Annotated in this window: 18 protein-coding genes and 1 pseudogene; 13 read left to right on the top strand and 6 right to left on the bottom strand. The window is 41.2% G+C overall.

All coding sequences use genetic code 11. The features are described 5' to 3' along the window. The first annotated feature begins 5 nt into the window (after nt 1-5). Together EDC24_RS11245 and EDC24_RS11240 are read left to right on the top strand one after the other, a co-directional pair. Nucleotides 6-1,619 carry a long-chain fatty acid--CoA ligase gene (locus EDC24_RS11245; RefSeq protein ID WP_211342372.1) on the top strand — a complete coding sequence of 538 codons (1,614 nt, stop codon included), beginning with the start codon at nt 6-8 and terminating at the stop codon, nt 1,617-1,619. 57 nt (nt 1,620-1,676) lie between these two features. Continuing rightward, complete coding sequence (locus tag EDC24_RS11240; RefSeq protein WP_124222655.1) at nt 1,677-2,102, top strand: MaoC/PaaZ C-terminal domain-containing protein; 426 nt, start codon at nt 1,677-1,679, stop codon at nt 2,100-2,102. 26 nt (nt 2,103-2,128) lie between these two features. On the opposite strand, the gene EDC24_RS11235 is transcribed toward EDC24_RS11240, so the two are convergent. The 3 genes from EDC24_RS11235 to EDC24_RS11225 form a co-directional block, all read right to left on the bottom strand. Then, a complete protein-coding gene (locus tag EDC24_RS11235) occupies nt 2,129-2,896 on the bottom strand; it encodes a 3-hydroxyacyl-CoA dehydrogenase (RefSeq protein WP_124222653.1) in 768 nt (255 codons plus the stop codon). A 12-nt stretch (nt 2,897-2,908) separates the two neighbouring features. Next, nucleotides 2,909-4,060, bottom strand: a complete 1,152-nt coding sequence (locus EDC24_RS11230) for a thiolase family protein (RefSeq protein ID WP_124222651.1) — start codon at nt 4,058-4,060, stop codon at nt 2,909-2,911. A gap of 130 nt (nt 4,061-4,190) precedes the next feature. Further along, nucleotides 4,191-5,288 (bottom strand): PQQ-dependent sugar dehydrogenase, encoded by a 1,098-nt coding sequence (locus EDC24_RS11225; protein WP_124222649.1) that lies wholly within the window; start codon nt 5,286-5,288, stop codon nt 4,191-4,193. A 147-nt stretch (nt 5,289-5,435) separates the two neighbouring features. Here EDC24_RS11225 and EDC24_RS11220 point away from each other — a divergent pair, with 147 nt between their 5' ends. Continuing rightward, nucleotides 5,436-7,214: a S9 family peptidase gene (locus EDC24_RS11220; protein ID WP_124222647.1), complete on the top strand. Its 1,779-nt coding sequence runs from the start codon at nt 5,436-5,438 to the stop codon at nt 7,212-7,214. Between the two features lie 335 nt (nt 7,215-7,549). Further along, on the top strand, nt 7,550-7,717 hold the full coding sequence (locus EDC24_RS15210; RefSeq protein ID WP_170158570.1) for a hypothetical protein: 168 nt from the start codon (nt 7,550-7,552) through the stop codon (nt 7,715-7,717). Nucleotides 7,718-7,771: 54 nt separating this feature from the next. Here the strand turns inward: EDC24_RS15210 and EDC24_RS11215 are convergent, their stop codons facing one another. Further along, nucleotides 7,772-8,530, bottom strand: coding sequence for a C40 family peptidase (locus tag EDC24_RS11215; protein WP_124222645.1), 759 nt, complete (start codon nt 8,528-8,530; stop codon nt 7,772-7,774). Between the two features lie 115 nt (nt 8,531-8,645). On the opposite strand from EDC24_RS11215, the gene EDC24_RS11210 reads away from it, so the two are divergent. The 4 genes from EDC24_RS11210 to EDC24_RS11195 all read left to right on the top strand — a co-directional run bounded on the left by EDC24_RS11210 (nt 8,646) and on the right by EDC24_RS11195 (nt 11,860). Beyond that, nucleotides 8,646-9,188: a hypothetical protein gene (locus EDC24_RS11210; RefSeq protein ID WP_211342371.1), complete on the top strand. Its 543-nt coding sequence runs from the start codon at nt 8,646-8,648 to the stop codon at nt 9,186-9,188. Between the two features lie 136 nt (nt 9,189-9,324). Then, nucleotides 9,325-10,113, top strand: coding sequence for an ABC transporter ATP-binding protein (locus tag EDC24_RS11205; protein ID WP_124222643.1), 789 nt, complete (start codon nt 9,325-9,327; stop codon nt 10,111-10,113). Continuing rightward, a complete protein-coding gene (locus EDC24_RS11200) occupies nt 10,097-10,855 on the top strand; it encodes an ABC transporter permease (protein ID WP_124222641.1) in 759 nt (252 codons plus the stop codon). Before EDC24_RS11205 ends, EDC24_RS11200 begins: the two co-directional genes overlap by 17 nt. A gap of 18 nt (nt 10,856-10,873) precedes the next feature. Beyond that, nucleotides 10,874-11,860, top strand: coding sequence for an ABC transporter substrate-binding protein (locus tag EDC24_RS11195; RefSeq protein WP_124222640.1), 987 nt, complete (start codon nt 10,874-10,876; stop codon nt 11,858-11,860). Nucleotides 11,861-11,917: 57 nt separating this feature from the next. Here EDC24_RS11195 and EDC24_RS11190 read toward each other — a convergent pair whose 3' ends face one another. Next, complete coding sequence (locus EDC24_RS11190) at nt 11,918-13,156, bottom strand: ABC transporter permease (protein WP_124222638.1); 1,239 nt, start codon at nt 13,154-13,156, stop codon at nt 11,918-11,920. Beyond that, nucleotides 13,149-14,081 carry an ABC transporter ATP-binding protein gene (locus tag EDC24_RS11185; RefSeq protein WP_124222636.1) on the bottom strand — a complete coding sequence of 311 codons (933 nt, stop codon included), beginning with the start codon at nt 14,079-14,081 and terminating at the stop codon, nt 13,149-13,151. Before EDC24_RS11185 ends, EDC24_RS11190 begins: the two co-directional genes overlap by 8 nt. A gap of 169 nt (nt 14,082-14,250) precedes the next feature. Here EDC24_RS11185 and EDC24_RS11180 point away from each other — a divergent pair, with 169 nt between their 5' ends. The 5 genes and pseudogenes from EDC24_RS11180 to EDC24_RS11160 all read left to right on the top strand — a co-directional run bounded on the left by EDC24_RS11180 (nt 14,251) and on the right by EDC24_RS11160 (nt 19,308). Further along, complete coding sequence (locus EDC24_RS11180; RefSeq protein ID WP_124222624.1) at nt 14,251-15,450, top strand: multidrug effflux MFS transporter; 1,200 nt, start codon at nt 14,251-14,253, stop codon at nt 15,448-15,450. Nucleotides 15,451-15,556: 106 nt separating this feature from the next. Continuing rightward, a pseudogene (locus tag EDC24_RS11175) lies at nt 15,557-15,991 on the top strand (peroxiredoxin-like family protein); the annotation flags it as partial. 243 nt (nt 15,992-16,234) lie between these two features. Beyond that, entirely contained in the window at nt 16,235-17,755 is a 1,521-nt protein-coding gene (gene adh, locus EDC24_RS11170; protein WP_124222620.1) for an aldehyde dehydrogenase, read from the top strand. Between the two features lie 51 nt (nt 17,756-17,806). Further along, complete coding sequence (locus EDC24_RS11165) at nt 17,807-18,163, top strand: DUF779 domain-containing protein (RefSeq protein WP_124222619.1); 357 nt, start codon at nt 17,807-17,809, stop codon at nt 18,161-18,163. A 434-nt stretch (nt 18,164-18,597) separates the two neighbouring features. Further along, nucleotides 18,598-19,308, top strand: a complete 711-nt coding sequence (locus EDC24_RS11160) for a DsbA family oxidoreductase (protein WP_124222617.1) — start codon at nt 18,598-18,600, stop codon at nt 19,306-19,308. Nucleotides 19,309-19,417: the final 109 nt, after the last annotated feature.

Here is a 19,417-nt window from a genome sequence, read left to right as displayed (position 1 = left end):
CCATTATGATGGAAGGTTCTTTACTAATCAGCAAGATGCTTGAACGTGCAGAAAAACTTTTTCCTAAAAAGGAGGTCGTCTCACGAACGTCATCAGGTATTCACCGATTTAATTATAAGGAGTTAGGTGAGCGGACAAGGCGTTTGTCTAGTGCGCTTGAAACTTTAGGTGTCGAGCGCGGTGATAAAGTAGCCACGCTCGCTTGGAATGATCACCGCCACCTCGAAGCTTATTTTGCCATCCCAGGAATTGGAGCCGTGTTGCATACGATTAATATTCGACTATCACCAGAGCACATCGCTTATATTATTAATCATGCTGAAGACAAAGTACTTTTAGTTGACCCGATGTTCTTACCTATTTTAGATGCGATTAAAGACCATCTCTCCACAGTTGAAGCCATCATTTTAATGACGGACGAACCTCAATTACCTGAAACATCACTTTCACCGATTTATTCATACGAAGAATTACTATCAGAAGCAAACCCGAATTATGAATTTCCAAAAGATCTGGATGAAAACGACCCGGCAGGAATGTGCTTTACGTCTGCCACAACAGGTAAACCAAAAGGAGTGGTTTACTCGCATAGAGGCATTACGTTGCACACGTTTGCTTTAGGTTTAGCGGATTCGGCTGCGATTTCTGAGTCAGATGTTTGTATGCCTGTTGTACCTATGTTCCACGCAAACGCTTGGGGGATGCCGTTTGCTTCAACATGGTATGGTACAACGCAAGTTATGCCAGGCCCATCATTCACGCCAGAATTATTAGCAGAACTCATCACACAAGAAAAAGTGACAATTACAGCAGGCGTGCCAACTATTTGGTTAGGCTTGTTGAAGGAATTAGATGCTAATGCAGAGAAGTATGACATGAGTTCTCTAAGAGCTGTGCTATGTGGAGGGTCCGCTGCGCCAATGGGTATGATTCGTGCGTTTGAACAGAAACACAAAGTACCGTTCATTCATGCTTATGGTATGACTGAAACAACACCACTCGCTACATTATCTCGTCTGAAGAGTTACCAAGAAGATTTGCCTGAAGAAGACAAATTAGAAATTCGTGCGAAACAAGGCTATGTCGTGCCAGGGCTTGAGATTAAAGTGGTTAATGACGAAGGAGAAGCGGAATGGAACGGTGAAGACATGGGAGAGTTACTCATTCGCGGCCCTTGGATTGCAGATGAATATTACAAGGATGAGCGTACAACCGATGCCTTCCGTGATGGCTGGCTTCATACGGGTGATATAGTGACAATTGATGAAGAAGGCATTATTAAAATTGCTGACCGGACGAAAGATTTAGTGAAAAGTGGCGGTGAGTGGATTTCAACGATTGATTTAGAAAATGCACTCATGGCACATGATGCGGTTTTTGAAGCGGCTGTGGTCGGTGTTCCGCACCCTAGCTGGCAAGAGAGACCTGTAGCCTGTGTTGTATTAAAACCAGAGGCGTCAGCGACAAAAGAAGAGCTCTTAGATTACTTAAAACCACAGTTTGCCAAGTGGTGGATTCCAGATGATGTGATCTTTATGGACGAATTACCCAAAACGTCCGTCGGAAAGTTCCAGAAAAATAGCTTACGTGAAGAGCTTCAGGAACATTTAATAGTATAACAAAAATTCGGAACTCGCCATTTATTGCGGGTTCCGTATCTATTAGGGGGTGATAAGGTGAGGTTAAAAGAATTTGAACAAGGCCAAACGTTTTGGACGGAGCCTGTGATGGTAACCAAAAAATCAATTATTGATTTTGCTGAGGAACATGACCCGCAGTACTTTCACGTAGATGAAGAAGCGGCTCAAACAGGGCCGTTTGGCGGCTTAATTGCATCCGGGTTTCACACACTATCCATCGTTTGGAAGGAATTTATTAAATTAAATATTTTAGGACATGATTGTCTGGGCGGCATGGGGATGAATCAAATTGTTTGGCATTCGCCAGTGTACCCTGGAGATCAGTTGCGTGGTGAGTTTACGGTTGATCGTACCAAGCCGCTAGACCAAGTGAAAGGTATTTTAAATTTAAGTATTAGGGTTTTTAATCAGGAAGACCAAGAAGTGATGAGCTGTGACACGATGATTATGTTAAAGGCATAAAAAAGCTGGCGAATAAACGCCAGCCATTATTTTGGTTGCATCCGAATCGCACCATCGAGTCGGATTACTTCACCGTTTAACATCGGGTTTTCAATAATGCTCTCAGCTAACTTCGCATACTCTTCTGGGTAGCCTAAACGTGAAGGGAATGGTGTCATAGCGCCTAAGGCTTCACGCGCTTTTTCAGGAAGTGATGCGAAAAGTGGCGTATCAAATAGACCAGGTGCAATCGTCATGACGCGTATGCCGTGTGGTGATAGGTCTCGTGCAATTGGAAGCGTCATACCGACAATGCCACCTTTAGATGCACTGTAGGCTGCTTGACCGATTTGGCCTTCATAAGCAGCAACTGAAGCGGTATTAATGATCACCCCGCGTTCTCCTGCATGGGTTTCCTGATTCTCGCTCATAAATTCTGACGCTAACCGAATCACATTAAAGGTTCCAACAAGATTCACTTGCACAACCTTCTGAAATGTTTCAAGATCATGCACGCCCTTACTGCTTAAGGTCTTCTTAGCTGCACCAATCCCTGCACAATTTACTACCACATGAACGGCACCGAATGTGTCCACAGCCTGACTTAAAGCCTGCTTAACACTTTCTTCATCGGTGACATCTGTTTTAACATAAGTAGCCTGATTGCCGAGCTTTTGTGCAAGTTCTTTTCCTTTTTCCTCTTGCAAGTCAGCGATGACAACGTTTGCCCCTTTATGAGCTAAGTTGCGCACGGTCGCTTCACCTAACCCTGATGCTCCACCAGTTACGAATCCAACAGTTTGTTTAAGCTCCATGAAAAATCCCCCTTAATCTAATCGTTCAATAATCGTGGCGTTCGCCATACCATGTCCTTCACACATGGTTTGCAGTCCGAATCTTGCTCCCGTTCGTTCAAGTTCATGAACAAGTGTGGTCATTAATTTTGCACCACTTGCGCCAAGCGGATGCCCGAGTGCAATCGCGCCGCCGTTCACGTTTAGTTTTTCAGGGTCTGCATTTAACTCTTCAAGCCAAGCCATTGGAACAGGAGCAAATGCTTCGTTGACTTCAAATAAATCAATATCATCAATGGATAAGCCAGCTTTTTCTAAAACTTTTTTAGTAGCCGGAATAGGCCCTGTTAACATCATCGTTGGATCTGATCCGACAACAGTGCGCGCAATAATCTTAGCTCTTGGTTTTAATCCCAACTGATCTGCCTTTTCGCGAGACATAAGTAATAGCGCAGCTGAACCGTCGCTAATTTGACTGGCATTACCTGCATGAATGACGCCGTCTTCCTTAAAAACTGGATTCAAACCAGCTAGTGTTTCAGGATTCGTATCACTCCGAGGCCCTTCATCAGCTGTGATTGTTTCAGTACTTCCATCGTCCAACGTGACATCAATTGAATACATTTCGTTGTCAAAACGGCCATCCTTCTGCGCTTGAATGGCCTTCTGGTGACTTTGGTAAGAAAACTCATCTAATTGTTCACGAGAATAGCCCCACTTTTCAGCAATACGTTCTGCTGATAAACCTTGATTTATCATTTCGTACTTCTCAGTTAGAGCTGGACTGAATGAAGCGCCATTCATATTCGAAAACATCGGAACGCGTGACATGTTCTCAACACCTGCAGCCACAACGATATCCATGTCCCCACTCAAAATAGCTTGCGAAGCGAAATGAACCGCTTGTTGACTCGATCCACATTGACGATCTAAAGTCACGCCTGGTACTTCGATAGGAAACCCAGCAATTAATGCTGCTAATCGTCCAACATCAGCCGCCTGCTCACCTACTTGTGAGACGCACCCCATAATGACATCCTCAACCATACCCGGGTCAACTCCAGCACGGTCGACGAGTTCTTTTAAAGTCATTCCAGCTAAATCATCTGGTCGGACGTGGCTCAACAGCCCTTTACGCCTACCAACAGGCGTCCGAACAGCCTCTACAATAACAACTTCCCTCATATGTAAGTCTCCTCTCCATCTGTCTTGTCATTATTATAACAAATTTTTATAATAATCAGAAAATATATTTTAGCATATTAATAATGTTTACTGACGGATTTTTGTATTTTACTACCGGATTCGTAAAACTCTAATCCAACTTCAACCTTAATAAAACATCATCTTGCTCATCAGGGTCTCCGCGCCCATCACGATTGCTCGTAATTGTATATAAAAACCCGTCTTCAATATAAATATCCCGCATGCGTCCTTGGTCTTCATAAAATGTTTCAGCCTTATTCGCTTCAATATCGTATGCGATAATTTGAGAACCTCTTAAGCCCGCGATGTAAAGCTTACCATCATAGTAACCAATACCAGACGGAGCCCATGTTGTATCGCCAGTATGGTAAATCGGCGGGACCATGTCGTCTTGGTCAGCATCGCCTTCAATGACAGGCCAGCCGTAGTTTTGCCCTGGTTCGATTAAATTGATTTCGTCATGAGCACTTTCACCATGTTCAGTGCTGTACATCGTACCCTCTTCACTCCAAGCCAGTCCTTGCGGGTTGCGGTGCCCATAAGAATACACATAAGAATCATCGAACGGATTGTCACTCGGGATTGTGCCATCTAGGTTCATTCTTAAAATTTTCCCCGCTAAACTGGTGACATCTTGCGCAGAATTTCGAACAACAGCATCACCGGTTGTTATATAAAGTTTTTGATCTGGTCCAATTGCTAGCCGTCCGCCATTATGGAATTGCGCACCAGGTATATATTCCAATAAAGCCTCTGTTTCCTCCCATTGTTCACCTTCTTGCTGCACGAGTACGACACGGTTGAATACGTTATTATTGTCGTCTTGGTATGTGTGATATAGATAGGCTTCGCCACTTTCTTCATAATCAGGGGTTAAAATAAACCCTAACAATCCACCTTCACCGTAATGTAAAACCTCTTCATTTAATGATAATTCTTGCTCATTAACATCCCCGTTAGAATCAATCTCTAACAAACGTCCTCCTCGTTCAGTTACGTAAAATGTATCGTCATACTTATCTATAGCCCAAGGAATCGCTAATTGCTCTGCTAACACAAGCTCGTCCGCAGTTTCCTCAATCGCTTGTTTTTCATCTAAAGAATTGACAGCTTCAGCATTTTCATCAGAATCTAAAGACTGATCATCACTCGAAAAACATCCAGAAAGTATAACAATTGAACTTAGTATAATAAGGTATTTGTACATTGGATTATCCCCCCTAATTCTTAATACTCATGTTACCGTATTTTTCCTTTTTTAAACAGTCAGAAAAATATTTCGGTTTTCGTAGGATTTTATAGTATAATATCGAATTAAGAAGTAGAGAGATTTTTTATGGGGAGGACATGACAAATGCAATTTAAAAAACCTAATGTCGAACAATTTTTTCAGACTTATGGCATTCAATCATTCGCTGTAAGTCCTGATGAGTCACAGTTAGCCTTTAGTACAAACTTAAATGGTCAGTACAACCTGTGGGCAATGGATTTGCCGAACACATTTCCGTATCCGTTGACCTTTCACAATCAAAGTACAGGGTCATTACAATATGATCAAAATAGTGAGTACTTATTGTTAGCATCAGACAATGATGGTGATGAGAACACGCAACTTTATGCGATCCCACCTCAGGGAGGCGAATTGAAGACGATTCGCACATCTGAAGGTCATCGTCACATGCTGCCACTCTTATCAAAAGATGGTAAGAAGGTGTATTACACTTCTAATAAAGAAGCTCAAACTTTCTTAAAATCTTACGTTTATGACATTGAAAATGATCAAGAAGAAGTTTTCCTTGAAGGAGATGGTGCACCAACCTACTTAGCTAAGAAAAACTCAGAAGAAACAGCTTTTGTTTACTTAAAAATGTTTGCGAATACGTCTCAGTTGGCCTATGCTCTCTATAAAGGAGAACACCATCGTCTAACGCCAGAAACAGATGATCAGCATACATTTGGTGGCTTAGATTTTGCATCCGAGACAGAGATTTATTTTACAACAACTTATAATTCTGACTTCGCTTATTTAGCAAAATATGATTTAGAAACAAAAGAGTTTGAGAAAGTTAAGGAATTAGAAAAAGAAGCCTTTACGGATGTTAAGTATGATCAATCATCTAATTCTCTATATTTAGTCGGAGAAAAAGGGGTCGTTGACTCATTCTACCGATATGATTTAGAAAATGGCACGCTTGAAAAAATCGAAACGCCGACAAGCATCATTGAAGATGTCAAAGTCACGAAATCTGGTAATGTTTATTTATTAGGACGTTCAGCAACCGTTCCGTTTAATATTTATAAGTATTCCAATAACAAATGGGAACAATTAACGAATTACGGCGTTCCTGGGGTTTCCAAAGACGAAATGGTTGAGCCGGAAGTGGTGACATATCCTTCTTATGATGGAACTGAGATAGAGGCGATGTTCTTTAGAGCTAAGCCAGAGAATGATAATGGTCATGTGATTTTATGGCCGCATGGTGGTCCACAAGCAGCTGAGCGTTCATTTTTCCGTGCCTTATTCCAGTTTTTAATTTACCAAGGTTATAGTATCTTTACGCCGAACTTCCGTGGTTCAACCGGTTACGGGCTGAAGTTCACAAAAGTCATTGAAGGCGACTGGGGTTACGGCCCACGCATAGATAATGTCGAAGGCTTAGAATGGCTCATCAAAAACGGCTATGCCGACCGCGATAAAATTTTACTGATGGGCGGCAGCTACGGCGGTTACATGGCACTACTGCTTCACGGCCGTCACCCAGAATACTTTAAAGCAGTTGTCGATATCTTTGGCGTCAGCAACTTATTTAGTTTTGTTGAGACAGTTCCGGAACACTGGAAGCCAATGATGAAACAGTGGGTGGGCGACCCAGAAAAAGACCGCGAGAAATTCGAAGAGGACTCACCAATCACGTATCTAGATAGCATGAAAAAGCCGATGCTAGTCATTCAAGGTGCCAAAGACCCGCGAGTTGTCAAAGCAGAATCAGATCAGATCGTTGAAGCTTTACAGAAACAAGGAACTGAAGTTGAGTATCTTGTGTTAGACGATGAAGGTCACGGTTTTTCGAAAAAAGAAAATGAAATCAAAGTTTACAAAAAAGTGCTTGAGTTTTTTGAGCAATATGTATAATTGACCAGGTAAAACCCAACTCATTCTCATTGAGTTGGGTTTTTTAGTACCTTTTTTTAGTGTTGGTAGTGACATCTACAAGAACTTTTAGACCCTTTTTCAGTGCTTTTCAATAGGGAATCTTGTCGAGATCGACTTCAGACCTTTTTGTGAATATTATTCAACCCTTCACAACTTTAAAGCAATTTTAAATCACGAGTATATGTACAAATGATGAAGAATTTATAAATTTATAAAAGAATTTGAGTTTTTAACTTGAAATAATCTTTATATTTGGTATTATATAGTTGCAAATCAAAATAAATCACAATATTTGATGAAGGAGGATGAGATCTATGGAAACATCTCTAATTTTAGTCTCATTAACAGTCTTCCTTACCTTCTTAGTATTATATGCAGGAGAAAAGGTGGTTTCATTCTTCAAAAGAAAGAAATCGACCCTTCAAACAATAGATCAAGCAACGAACGGCGTAGACATGGAAGTAGAAGTAGGACATCGTTAAACACGACAAAAGGGCTGGCCAGTGAAATGGCACAGCCCTTTTTTAGGTACTTCATCAAGAGTTCAATTTGAAATCAAACTCAGGATGCTTATACAAAACTTCAAATCGATCATCATTCTCTAACGTAGATAGGTCCTCAGGGGAATAAAGGAAATAGTCATTCTCAAGGTTTATATTAGCACCATAGTAATAACAGAGCCAGACTAATTTTGAACAATAAATAGAATTATAGGGATCATCTAATGAAATCAACGGCGTTAATGAGAACTCTGGGACCTCATCTCCGTTTTGTAACCCATCATGATACATTTGTAAGTATTCGTAGGCGAAATCACGCGCATTCTCCGCAGCTTGCCGGTTTTTGCAGCGCAAGTGCATGTATTTAGGGTGAAGATCGATAAACTCTCGAATGGTTGCTACTCGTATCTGTGGCATAGAGGTAGTAGCCTCCGCGATTGACCGTTGATCTAAGACGATTGCTGAATGCCCCATATACCCTGGTGGCGGGAAATCCCCGAAATTATCACAAGCGACAAGAATATCTCCCGGTTGATAGTCCACTCGATTAAAATAGCGCTGTATTCTTCCCCCCATTAAAATCGTTTCATGTTTATCACCATCAGAGAAAACAAGTACCACTTTAACCGGAAGCCCTTTTGGATTTCTTAAATGAAAATCCGAAATGGGGTGGAAGGTACCGACTTCTTCTCCGCCTAAATAAACTTTCACATACCGAACTGGATAACGAAATAAATCAATGTGAACAGAAACGGTATCATTAGTCGTTGTTCCCGTTACAATTGACCTTCCCATGTCAAACACCTCATTTTTGTCGTCATACTACAAGATATAGGTATTTACCTAAAAAAGTGCATCGTTTGTAACAATTTTTTAAAACAAACGACTAATCGTATTAGAGGTGATGGATGTGCGAAAAATAATGATGTTAATTTCCGTGCTAGTTGTCATGGTAGGGTGCGGACAGTCGACGGGAGCCCCGTCTGATGGTGAGCTTAATCAGCGTGAGGTAAAGAATACGACGAGTGAAGTACAGGACGGGGACTTTATTTATCGATTAGTAACGGAAAAATCGGAGTATGATGACGGAAAAGATGTTTCTATTTATGCAGAGTTGGAATATGTGGGAGAACAAGATTCGGTCGAAATTAGTCATGCGGCGTCGCCTTTTAATTTCCCAATGTATGAAGCGACAAGAGATTATGAAATTGGTTACGCCATGAATGAGCCACTCTTGACCACGACATTAGAGCGGGGAGAACCCATCCGTGAGGAATATCAGGGATCAGGTGGTTATTCACATGATGACCCGGGTGAGTATATAGAGTTTATGAACAGAATTATAGATGGGGATTTTCCAAAAGGATTTTATGAAGTAAATGGCCATGCCGATTTCAATTACAACGAGCAAGAATATAAAATAAAAGCCGACGTGCAGTTCAAGGTGAATTAACTACCTCTTGTGATAGGGGTAGTTTTTTTGTGAAACCAATTAAAAGTTGACACACTTTAACTGACGATTGTATAATTTAGAACCATACACATAATTCCGATTAAATAGATAGGGATTATAAGAATAAGGTGATAATATGTTCTTGGAATTCAATGAGGTTGGGAAAAACTTCGCAGATGAACAGCATGGCTCATTCGAAGTCTTTTCTGATATAAATTTATCCATAGAGGAAAACCAGTTTGTTTCAATTCTAGGTCCATCGGGTTGTGGGAAATCAACTTTATTATCCATGGTCGCTGGCTTAGAAGATGTGACACAGGGTGATATCCAACTTGAAGGCAATGAGATTAACAGTCCAGGGCCGGATCGTGGGATGGTGTTTCAGGAACCATCGCTTTTTCCGTGGTTAAATGTAAAAGAAAACGTTATGTTTCCAATTAAGAAAAAAATGTCTAAAGCGGAAGCGGAAAAACGTGCTGATCACTTTTTACAGATGGTTCATTTAAGTCGTTTTAAAAACCATTACACGTATGAATTATCAGGCGGTATGCAACAGCGGGTAGCAATTGCCAGGGCACTTGCGATGGACCCTAAAGTGTTACTCATGGATGAACCGTTTGGAGCTTTAGATGAACAAACGCGCCATATATTACATGATGAACTGATGAAAATTTGGCAAGAAACTCGAAAGACAATCCTGTTTGTGACCCACAGTATTCAAGAAGCTATCAAACTATCAGACCGAGTAGTCGTTATGGGCACGAGACCAGGCCGGGTAATAGCTGATTTTGATATTGATTTGCCAAGACCAAGAAAGCGAGATAATCCCGAAGTCATCAAACTTGAGAAAACGGTTATGGATTTACTAGAAGTCGAAATCAACAAAGTATTAAAGGAAGAGTTAAATCATGAAGATCGCGCTTAAACGATTATTATTTATCGTCGTCGTTATTGGAATTTGGCAAGGGATTTATTTAGCTCAATTATACCCGGATTATATTGTTCCATCGCCTTTTACCGTTGGGGAAACATTGTTCAGTGGTTTCGTTGATGGTGAGTTATTAAAAGCGTTAGGCGCAAGTTTCAAGCATTTAATCATCGGCTTAACATTATCGATTCTAACGGGGACGTTACTTGGTGTGTTATTAGGGAAATCTAGGCAGGCGGATGAAACTGCCGGAATGTACTTGATTGCCTTGCAAAGTATCCCAAGTATTGTTTGGGTTCCATTAGCGATATTGTTATTTGGCTTTGGCGAGCTTGCGGTCATTTTCGTTGTCGTCATTGGTGGTACGTTTGTGATGGCGCTAAATGTCAGGTCAGCCATTCATAACGTTCCGCCACAATTAAAGCGTGCAGCGAGAACAATGGATACAAAAGGATTTGAATTATTTTATCGAATCGAAGTACCTGCAAGTATTCCGTACTTCATGCAAGGGGTTCGATTAGCTTGGGCGTTCAGCTGGCGTGCGCTCATGGCAGGGGAGTTTTTAAGTAATGGCCCAGGGTTGGGTTATTCACTTAGCTTTGCGCAGGATTATGCCCGCATGGATCAAGTGATTGGCATTATTATCATCATCGGTGTTATTGGCGCCGTGGTCGATCAGTTAGTTTTCTCAAAACTCGAGAAAAACGTGATGAAACGTTGGGGACTTTTAAATAAATAAGAAGGGATTGTTCAAATCATGAAAAAACTATTAACGTTTGCTTTTATTCTATTAACAGGAGCGGTGTTGTCAGCATGCGGTAGTGCATCTGCTGATGGCTCTGATGAAATTACAATTGGGTACTTCCCAAATATTAACCACGTCGCTGGTATGGTGGCAGAGGAGAAAGACTTGTATTCTGAAACATTACCAGACGGAACAGAAGTCAATTACAAATACTTCCCGGACGGGTCAGCTTTTATGACAGCGATTGAGACAGGTGAGATTGAAGGAGGACTTGTAGGACCAGGACCTGCGATGAACCATTTCGCTAGTGGAGCAGAGGTGCATATTGTTGCTGCAGGCTCAAAAGGTGGTACCGTCATCATGGCACGAAATGACTCAGGTATTGAAACACCAGAAGACCTTGCGGGTAAAACTTTTATCTCGCCTCGCGTTGGTTGCACACACGATGTTCAGTTTGAAGCTATGATGAAAGATGAGTATGGCCTAACATCTGACCGCGTCGATGGTGAGATGAAGCACGTAACAGGGAAACCTGCGACTTATGCAAGTATGTTTGAAACTGAAAAAGTAGATGCCGCAACCGTTCCAGAGCCTTGGGCATCAGTAATTGAAGAGGATGGATCAGGTAAAGTATTAGTGGATACACCTGATGTTGCTTATGGCGAGACGCTTCCTGCAGCAGTGTTCGTTACATCTCAGGAATTAGCCGAAAATGACCCTGATAAAGTACAAAACATTGTAGATGCACATGTAAAAGCAACTGAATTTATTCAAAACAACCCAGAAGAGGCTAAAGAAATCGCTATTAAGAAAATCAAAGAAATTACAGATCAAGAGCTTTCAAAATCAGTGATTGATAATGCGTGGGAGCGAATCGAGTTTTCTTACGAAGTAGACGAACAGGTTTTACAAGACTTCATTGATTCCTCGTATGACTTAGGATTCTTAGATGAACAACAAGATTTAGAAGGATTAGTAAATAAAAGCTTTATAGAATAAAACAAAAACCGGTTGCCTGAAAAAGGCAACCGGTTTTTTAAGCACTAATCGAAGCTATTAAGCTCTCAACCATTTCCAAATTTCTTGTGGTGTCGCGTTTTTGCCATAAATTAAGATTCCAATCTGGAAGATCTTGCCCGCGAGTTTCATGAAAATCCAAATACTCACGATTAAAATTGCAAGGCCGATCAGCATCTCAACCCAAGGCCACTCATCTAAAATCGATAAGCGCATAATGAGGACTGCTGGTGACGTGAATGGAATGTAGGTTCCAATCTGGGCCACAATGCCTTCTGGGTTGCTGAAAATAGGGCCGATAAAGATAAATGGTAAAAATGGTAGCATCATCACCATGCCCTGGAAGTTACCGCTTGTTGAGTAATCCTCAATAGTCGCACCTAATCCGACAAACAAGGCTGCAAATAATAAGTAACCTAATACGGCGATAAATGTTAGCAATAATGTCTCAGGTACGAATAAATATTCGAGCACTGGAACATCTTCTAGTCTCCAAAGTGCAATTGGAAGTGCCATGGTAATCCAGACAGCAACTTGTAAAATTCCTAAACTAAAGTAACCCCAAATCTTACCTTGCATTAACTCACTAGTTGTAACTGATGATAAAATGATCTCCGCTACTTTATCCTTCTTCTCTTGTGAAGCACTTTGGAAAATCATCATACCAGAAATGACAATTGAGAATAGCACTAATCCTGCAAAAATTGCCGGGATGGCTGATTCATAAGGGAAACCGCCTATTTCTTCTTGTGGAACAGTGCCCCCTGAAGTTTCTTGCTCAAATGCTTCGTATTCAATCGGTGTCTGAACAAGCTGTAACTGTTCTTGTGAAAGTCCAGCTGATTGTAGCTGGGTTTGTTTAATCGGTTGTTGTAAAACGCCTAACTGGTTTTCAAACGAACCTTGCAAATCATCACTCGTCATGTAAGTGATCGTGCCAGTTTCAAGTGTCTCTTCATTCAAAATAATATAAGCTGCATCATCGGCCTGACTAATCGTTTCGGTCATATCACTCGGCTCATTTGGTGTTTCCTGAACATCCCATGACACGAGCTCGCTTTCTTCAAACATAGGCTCTAGTGCTTCGTAAACTCCAATCTGATCGTTTAAGTAAACCGTTGTCTGAGACTCTTCATCGTCTCCTAAGTGATTCAGTAATGTCGGAGCTGATGCAAAAAGTAAAAATATTAAAGGTGTAATAAACAAGGATATAATAAATGTTTTGTTTCGTACGTTACGTTTAAATTCCCAACGAGCAACTTTCAAACTATTACGCATTTGAAGCACCTACTTCCTGAGCTAAAGTTTGGTCTGTCGCAATATCAACAAAAATTTCGTGTAACGACACGCGGTCGACGGAAAGCTCCTGAACGTCAAGCGTTTCCGGCAGCTGAGATAGCCACTTTGTCACTTCGACTTCTTGAGTCAAATATAAAATAGAGATCTCATCACTCTGCTCCACACGCGTTACTTCAGGCAGGCTTTCGAGTGTTGATTGCTCATTTTTTCCACGAATCGTACATTTAAAGTTCGCGTATTCTTTCTTCACATCGTCCATTAAACCGTAAATGACTTTCTCACCACGATTGATCATGAACAGACGATCACACATCTCTTCAACTAAATTCATCTGGTGTGAGCTCAGTAAAATAGACGTTCCATTTTTAGCGAGCTGTTTAATTTCATTTTTAAAAACTTCCTGACTGACTGGGTCTAGCCCTGAGAAAGGTTCATCTAAAATGAGAAGTTCAGGCTCATGAATGATTGAGCCGATGAACTGAATCTTTTGCCCTTGACCTTTCGAAAGCTCCTCAACTGGTGAGTTCTCCTTACCTTCTAAATCAAATTTCTTTAAATAATCTAATGCACGTTGTTTTGCTTTTTCCTTCGGGTAGTCTTTTAAGTCCGCGAAGTATAGCAAAATATCCATCACTTTCACATTTTTATAAAGTCCACGTTCTTCTGGCAAGTAACCGATTTTATAACGCGGAATTTCATTGCCATTATGGTTATGGAAGGTAACAGATCCTTCATCTGGATACATAATGCCCATAATGTTGCGGATGGTCGTGGACTTCCCGGCACCATTAGGACCTAAGATTGCCATGATTTCGCCTTCGCGAACGTCGAAGGAAATGTCTTTTAACACTTTAGCGTTCTTAAAAGACTTCTGTAAATTTTCAACACTTAATACTTTATTCAACACGCTCTCCCCCTTAATAAACTCATATACACTACAACTTATTATATACGAATACCTATTAAATAAAGTTTCACTTAATGCAATAAATTCTTCAACAGATTGATAACTTTTCATATTCAACATTTTGTTATACGATAGGCGTTGTGACAATTAGGGAGAGGTGTTATTGATGTCATCTAGATTCTCGCATTGGAAATTATTATTGATGCTCGGGGCATTCACAGCGCTCGTGCCATTAACGATAGATTTATATTTACCAGCATTCCCGGAGTTATCCAACGACTTAGAGAGCCCGGCGTCGCTCATTCAGCTCAGTCTGACGACAACGTTGCTTGGTATTGCGTTTGGACAGCTGACGATGGGGGCTTTAAGTGATGTTTTCGGTCGGAAAAAGCCACTCACTATATCAATCGCGATTTATGTTGTCGCGTCCATTATTTGTGCAGTTGCGCCTAATGTTTGGGTTTTAATTGCAGCACGGTTCATTCAAGGGTTCTCGGGCGCAGGTGGTATTGTGATTTCCCGCTCAATTATTCGTGATTTATATACAGGTACAGAACTGACGAAAATGTTCTCATTATTAGTGCTCGTTATGGGTCTTGCGCCAATTTTGGCCCCAATGATTGGCGGACAAATTCTGCTTTTCACAAGCTGGCGTGGACTGTTCGCGATTTTATCTATCATCGGAACATTATTAGTTGCACTCGCAATTTTTAGGTTAAAAGAATCACTACCACATGAAGAGCGGTCGGATGGTGGGCTTAAGACGACGTTTAATATTTTTGCATCCTTAACGAAACACCGCAGATACATGAGTTTTGCGTTAGTCCAAGGCTTTGCGGCCGCGGCGATGTTCGCATACATTTCAGGGTCTTCGTTTATTTTGCAGGATATTTTTAGTTTGTCCCCACAAGCGTATGCCATGGTATTTGGACTGAATGCGCTAGGGTTTATATCCATGAGTCAAGTCGTCGGCCGTTTCTCTGGTCAATTTTCAGAGGAAAACCTGTTGATAGCAGGAATGATCGTGGCTTTAACTGGAGGCACAATATTAGTGCTAGCATCTGTTTTAAACGGCGGCCTTGTAATGGTGATCATCGGACTATTCTTTATTACATCCAGCACAGGTCTGATTAATCCAACTAGCTTATCCTTAGCCATGCAAACGCAGGATCGTAATGCAGGAAGTGCTTCTGCATTACTAGGTTTATTTCAGTTTATCTTTGGCGGTTCAGTTGCACCAATTGTAGGCTTGTTCGGCACAAGTACAATTTTGCCACTATCAGTCATAATCCTCGTAAGCCAGACATTACTTGTGGTAAGTTATATAGTACTAGGAAGGAAAGGGGATGTGGCACATGGATCTTAATTATGAAGTGGAAACACAAAATGGGAACAAAACTTTAAACGACCTACTGAACAACCAAAAGACGATTCTAGTATTCTCGCGCCATCTTGGTTGACCGCTTTGCCGAGAATATCTCGCGCAGTTGCGTGAGCAGTACGATGATATTCAGAAGGAAGGTTACCAGATTGTCGCTGTAGCACCTTCGAATGCATCATTTATTAAACAATTCTTAGATGCCTTTGGACCGTTTCCGTTCGATATTGTCGGCGACCCAGCTCGAACGTCCTTTAAAGGCGTCGGGGTCAAAACTGCACCTAAGCTTAAGTTGTTAACAAAAGCGTTGTTAGGTGTCGTGTTCCGTAAGGTCAAAAATTTTATCCCAAAGGATAAACAACAAGCCGATTTCGTGAAAAAATCAATGGCCACGCAGGATGTTTATATCCAAGGCGGCACATTGATCTTTGATGAACAAGGCAAACTCCTTTGGAAGCATCTAGACCAATCACCCGAATACCATGCGAAACTTAGAGATATATTTTCTGTGATTAAAAAAGGCTCGTGAGACTGCTCACGGCCTTTTTTTCGTTAAAAAGAGCGCATAAACACCTTCAAAAGGGCGCATAAATTTGGAAAAAGGTACCGTTCGACAAAATTCGAAGCGCATAAATGGCGAAAAGTAGCGCATAAATTGAAAAACCTAGCGCATAAATAAGCCAAGGTTAAACCTTCTATCATATCTCGTCCACTAGACTCATAGAGTGTTAGTGAGGACAAGTTGTCTTTAATTTTTAAAGGAGGTATGACGATGACGTATGCATTTCCTAACACAGATGGAGCTGTTATAAACTTTAAGGATCGTTATGAGAACTATATTGGAGGTGAGTGGACGCCGCCAGTGAATGGTGAGTACTTTGACAATGTGACGCCTGTAACTGGTAAGCCTTTTTGTGAGATTCCGCGTTCTACGAAAGAAGACATCGAACTTGCGCTAGATGCTGCGCATGAGGTAAAAGTTGAGTGGGGTACGACATCAGTTGCGGAACGAGCAAATATGTTAAACAAAATTGCCGACCGCATTGAGGAAAATTTAGAAATGCTTGCCGTGGCTGAAACATGGGAAAACGGGAAGTCCGTTCGTGAAACTTTAAACGCGGACCTGCCGTTAGCGGTGGATCATTTCCGTTATTTCGCAGGTGCGATTCGTGCGCAGGAAGGGTCGATCGGTGAGATTAATAACGACACGGTCGCTTATCATTTTAACGAGCCAATTGGGGTTGTCGGACAAATTATTCCGTGGAACTTCCCATTACTTATGGCCACATGGAAGCTAGCGCCTGCTTTAGCGACAGGTAACTGTGTCATTTTAAAGCCAGCTGAACAAACGCCATCTTCAATTCTCGTTTTAATGGAGTTAATAGAAGATCTAATTCCAGCAGGTGTAGTTAATATTGTGAATGGTTTTGGTTTAGAAACAGGTAAACCACTTGCGCAAAACCCACGTGTAGACAAAGTCGCTTTCACAGGTGAAACAACAACCGGACGCCTGATTATGCAGTACGCTTCACAAAACTTAATCCCTGTCACACTGGAGTTAGGTGGAAAATCGCCAAATATTTTCTTCAAAGATGTCATGGCAGAAGACGATGACTTTTTAGATAAAGCGATTGAAGGTCTTGTCATGTTCGCGCTCAACCAGGGCGAAGTATGTACGTGCCCGTCGCGTGCGTTGATTCATGAGGATATTTATGACGAGTTCATGGAGCGCGCATTAGAACGAGTAAAAGCGATTGCAACAGGTAACCCACTTGACCCGAACACAATGATGGGTGCTCAAGCATCTAGTGAACAATTAGAGAAAATTTTATCGTATTTAGATATTGGAAAACAAGAAGGTGCGGAATGCCTAATCGGTGGTGAACAAAATGTAAAAGACGGTGAATTCCAAGATGGCTACTACGTTCAGCCGACCGTCTTTAAAGGGCATAACAATATGCGCATTTTCCAGGAAGAAATTTTCGGCCCGGTATTGTCTGTGACAACGTTTAAAGATGATGCTGAAGCGTTAGAAATTGCGAACGATACATTATATGGATTAGGTGCTGGTGTTTGGACACGTGACATTAATAAAGCTTATCGATTCGGTCGTGGCATTAAAGCAGGACGCGTCTGGACGAACTGCTACCACGACTACCCTGCTCATGCTGCATTCGGTGGTTATAAAATGTCAGGTGTTGGTCGTGAAAATCATAAGATGATGCTCAACCACTATCAACAAACGAAAAACATGCTCGTCAGCTACAGCCCGCAAAAATTAGGATTCTTCTAAAATGAATTTTTGCATATAATAGAGTAACCTAATTGAAAGGTGATGATGTTCATGGTCGAACGCGTCACAGCAACAGATGCCGCTTTGGAGCTAGTTGAGCTACTGAAGCAAAAACACGGTCCGATCATGTTTCATCAATCAGGTGGCTGTTGTGATGGTAGCTCGCCGATGTGCTATCCAGATGGAGACCTCATAATAGGTGATCAAGATGTTTACCTTGGTAAGATTGGCGACGCGCCATTTTATATCCATCGCAACCAATTCGAGTATTGGAAGCACACACAGCTCATCATTGATGTGGTAGACGGCCGTGGTGGAATGTTTTCACTAGAAGGTGTAGAAGGCAAACGCTTTTTAACAAAATCAAGAGCTTTTACCAATGAAGAGTACCAAGAACTTCAGTCTTAAACTGGCTAGAATTAATTTTCTAGCCAGTTTTTCTTTTGGAAAAGCTATGAAAGGAAGAAAAAATTCTAAAAAAACGAATTTATAACTATTATATAAAACTTGGTCTGAAACGTCTGAGAAAGGGTCTAAATGCACTGTATAAAGGTCTGAAAGTGACACTCAGCCTCTAAGTCACCAAGTGAAGTCGATTGTTTTGCAATTGATTGTGAACAAACGTAAAATATAGTGAATAAGGTTATAATGGGGTGATTTGCGGTGAATATTATATTTTATGTAGTATCTCTTATAGCTATTGGTGTAGCCGCATTCCTGCTGTATAAAGGTCTTAGAAAACTTTTTGCAGTGAGAAAAGAAGAGTTAAACCTAGAGGAGAGCGAAACACGACATATAAATAGTAAATAACATCGATAAGAAATGATGGAGGTCATAGATTTATGAAGATTGAAATCTGGTCAGATGTCGTATGCCCGTTTTGTTATATCGGAAAAAAACGATTAGAACATGCTATGGAGCAATTTGACCATTCAGATGAGGTTCAACTACAGTTTAGAAGTTTTCAGTTGGACCCAACAGCTAAGAAAAATACAAACGAAGATATTCATGAAATGCTCGCCAATAAATACGGCATGTCATACGAAGAAGGAAAGCGCATGAATGATCAGATGGCTGAGCAGGCCAAGGAAGTTGGGTTGGAGTTTAATTTTGACGACGTCATTCCAACTAATACGGAAGATGCCCATCGGTTAAGTCATTTTGCAGACCAGCAAGGAAAAATGTATGACATGATGGAACGCCTCATGCAGGCCTATTTTACAGAGGGTAAAAATGTAGGCGACCAAGACGTATTGGCCGTTTTAGCTGAAGAAGTTGGACTTAATCGTGAGGAATCACTTGAAATTTTAGAAACGGTTAAGTACAAACGAGATGTTGTAAATGATCAACAAGAAGCGGGTCAATTAGGTGTACAAGGAGTACCGTTTTTTGTTTTTAACGAAAAATATGCCGTCTCAGGCGCACAGCCGACAGATGTGTTCTTAGATGTATTAAATAAAGTGCATGAAGAAGAACAACAAAAACCAAAGATTCAAGTACTAAACAAAAGCTCAAATACAGAATACTGCGATGATGATTCATGCGGAACATAAGGAAACTCCCCGGTGGGTGGTGACCCCAAAAAGTTAGAGTTTTAATTATGCAGCTGATTGGCTGGTTTGAGTTCGGTATTTAACTGGACATAAACCAGCCAATTTTAAT

This window comes from Aquisalibacillus elongatus (assembly GCF_003843875.1).
Taxonomy (GTDB): domain Bacteria; phylum Bacillota; class Bacilli; order Bacillales; family Alkalibacillaceae; genus Aquisalibacillus; species Aquisalibacillus elongatus.
The sequence above is the reverse complement of the archived record's forward strand: the minus strand, read 5'-3'. Positions and strand labels throughout refer to the sequence as shown.

Bases quoted from the DNA above. Each gene is read 5' to 3' on its own strand.
- EDC24_RS15210 (WP_170158570.1), top strand. From the start codon at position 7,550: ATGGAAACATCTCTAATTTTAGTCTCATTAACAGTCTTCCTTACCTTC.
- EDC24_RS11230 (WP_124222651.1), bottom strand. From the start codon at position 4,060: ATGAGGGAAGTTGTTATTGTAGAGGCTGTTCGGACGCCTGTTGGTAGG.
- EDC24_RS11195 (WP_124222640.1), top strand. From the start codon at position 10,874: ATGAAAAAACTATTAACGTTTGCTTTTATTCTATTAACAGGAGCGGTG.
- EDC24_RS11220 (WP_124222647.1), top strand. From the start codon at position 5,436: ATGCAATTTAAAAAACCTAATGTCGAACAATTTTTTCAGACTTATGGC.
- EDC24_RS11165 (WP_124222619.1), top strand. From the start codon at position 17,807: ATGGTCGAACGCGTCACAGCAACAGATGCCGCTTTGGAGCTAGTTGAG.
- EDC24_RS11205 (WP_124222643.1), top strand. From the start codon at position 9,325: ATGTTCTTGGAATTCAATGAGGTTGGGAAAAACTTCGCAGATGAACAG.
- adh (WP_124222620.1), top strand. From the start codon at position 16,235: ATGACGTATGCATTTCCTAACACAGATGGAGCTGTTATAAACTTTAAG.
- EDC24_RS11225 (WP_124222649.1), bottom strand. From the start codon at position 5,288: ATGTACAAATACCTTATTATACTAAGTTCAATTGTTATACTTTCTGGA.
- EDC24_RS11200 (WP_124222641.1), top strand. From the start codon at position 10,097: ATGAAGATCGCGCTTAAACGATTATTATTTATCGTCGTCGTTATTGGA.
- EDC24_RS11215 (WP_124222645.1), bottom strand. From the start codon at position 8,530: ATGGGAAGGTCAATTGTAACGGGAACAACGACTAATGATACCGTTTCT.
- EDC24_RS11160 (WP_124222617.1), top strand. From the start codon at position 18,598: ATGAAGATTGAAATCTGGTCAGATGTCGTATGCCCGTTTTGTTATATC.
- EDC24_RS11190 (WP_124222638.1), bottom strand. From the start codon at position 13,156: ATGCGTAATAGTTTGAAAGTTGCTCGTTGGGAATTTAAACGTAACGTA.
- EDC24_RS11235 (WP_124222653.1), bottom strand. From the start codon at position 2,896: ATGGAGCTTAAACAAACTGTTGGATTCGTAACTGGTGGAGCATCAGGG.
- EDC24_RS11245 (WP_211342372.1), top strand. From the start codon at position 6: ATGATGGAAGGTTCTTTACTAATCAGCAAGATGCTTGAACGTGCAGAA.
- EDC24_RS11180 (WP_124222624.1), top strand. From the start codon at position 14,251: ATGTCATCTAGATTCTCGCATTGGAAATTATTATTGATGCTCGGGGCA.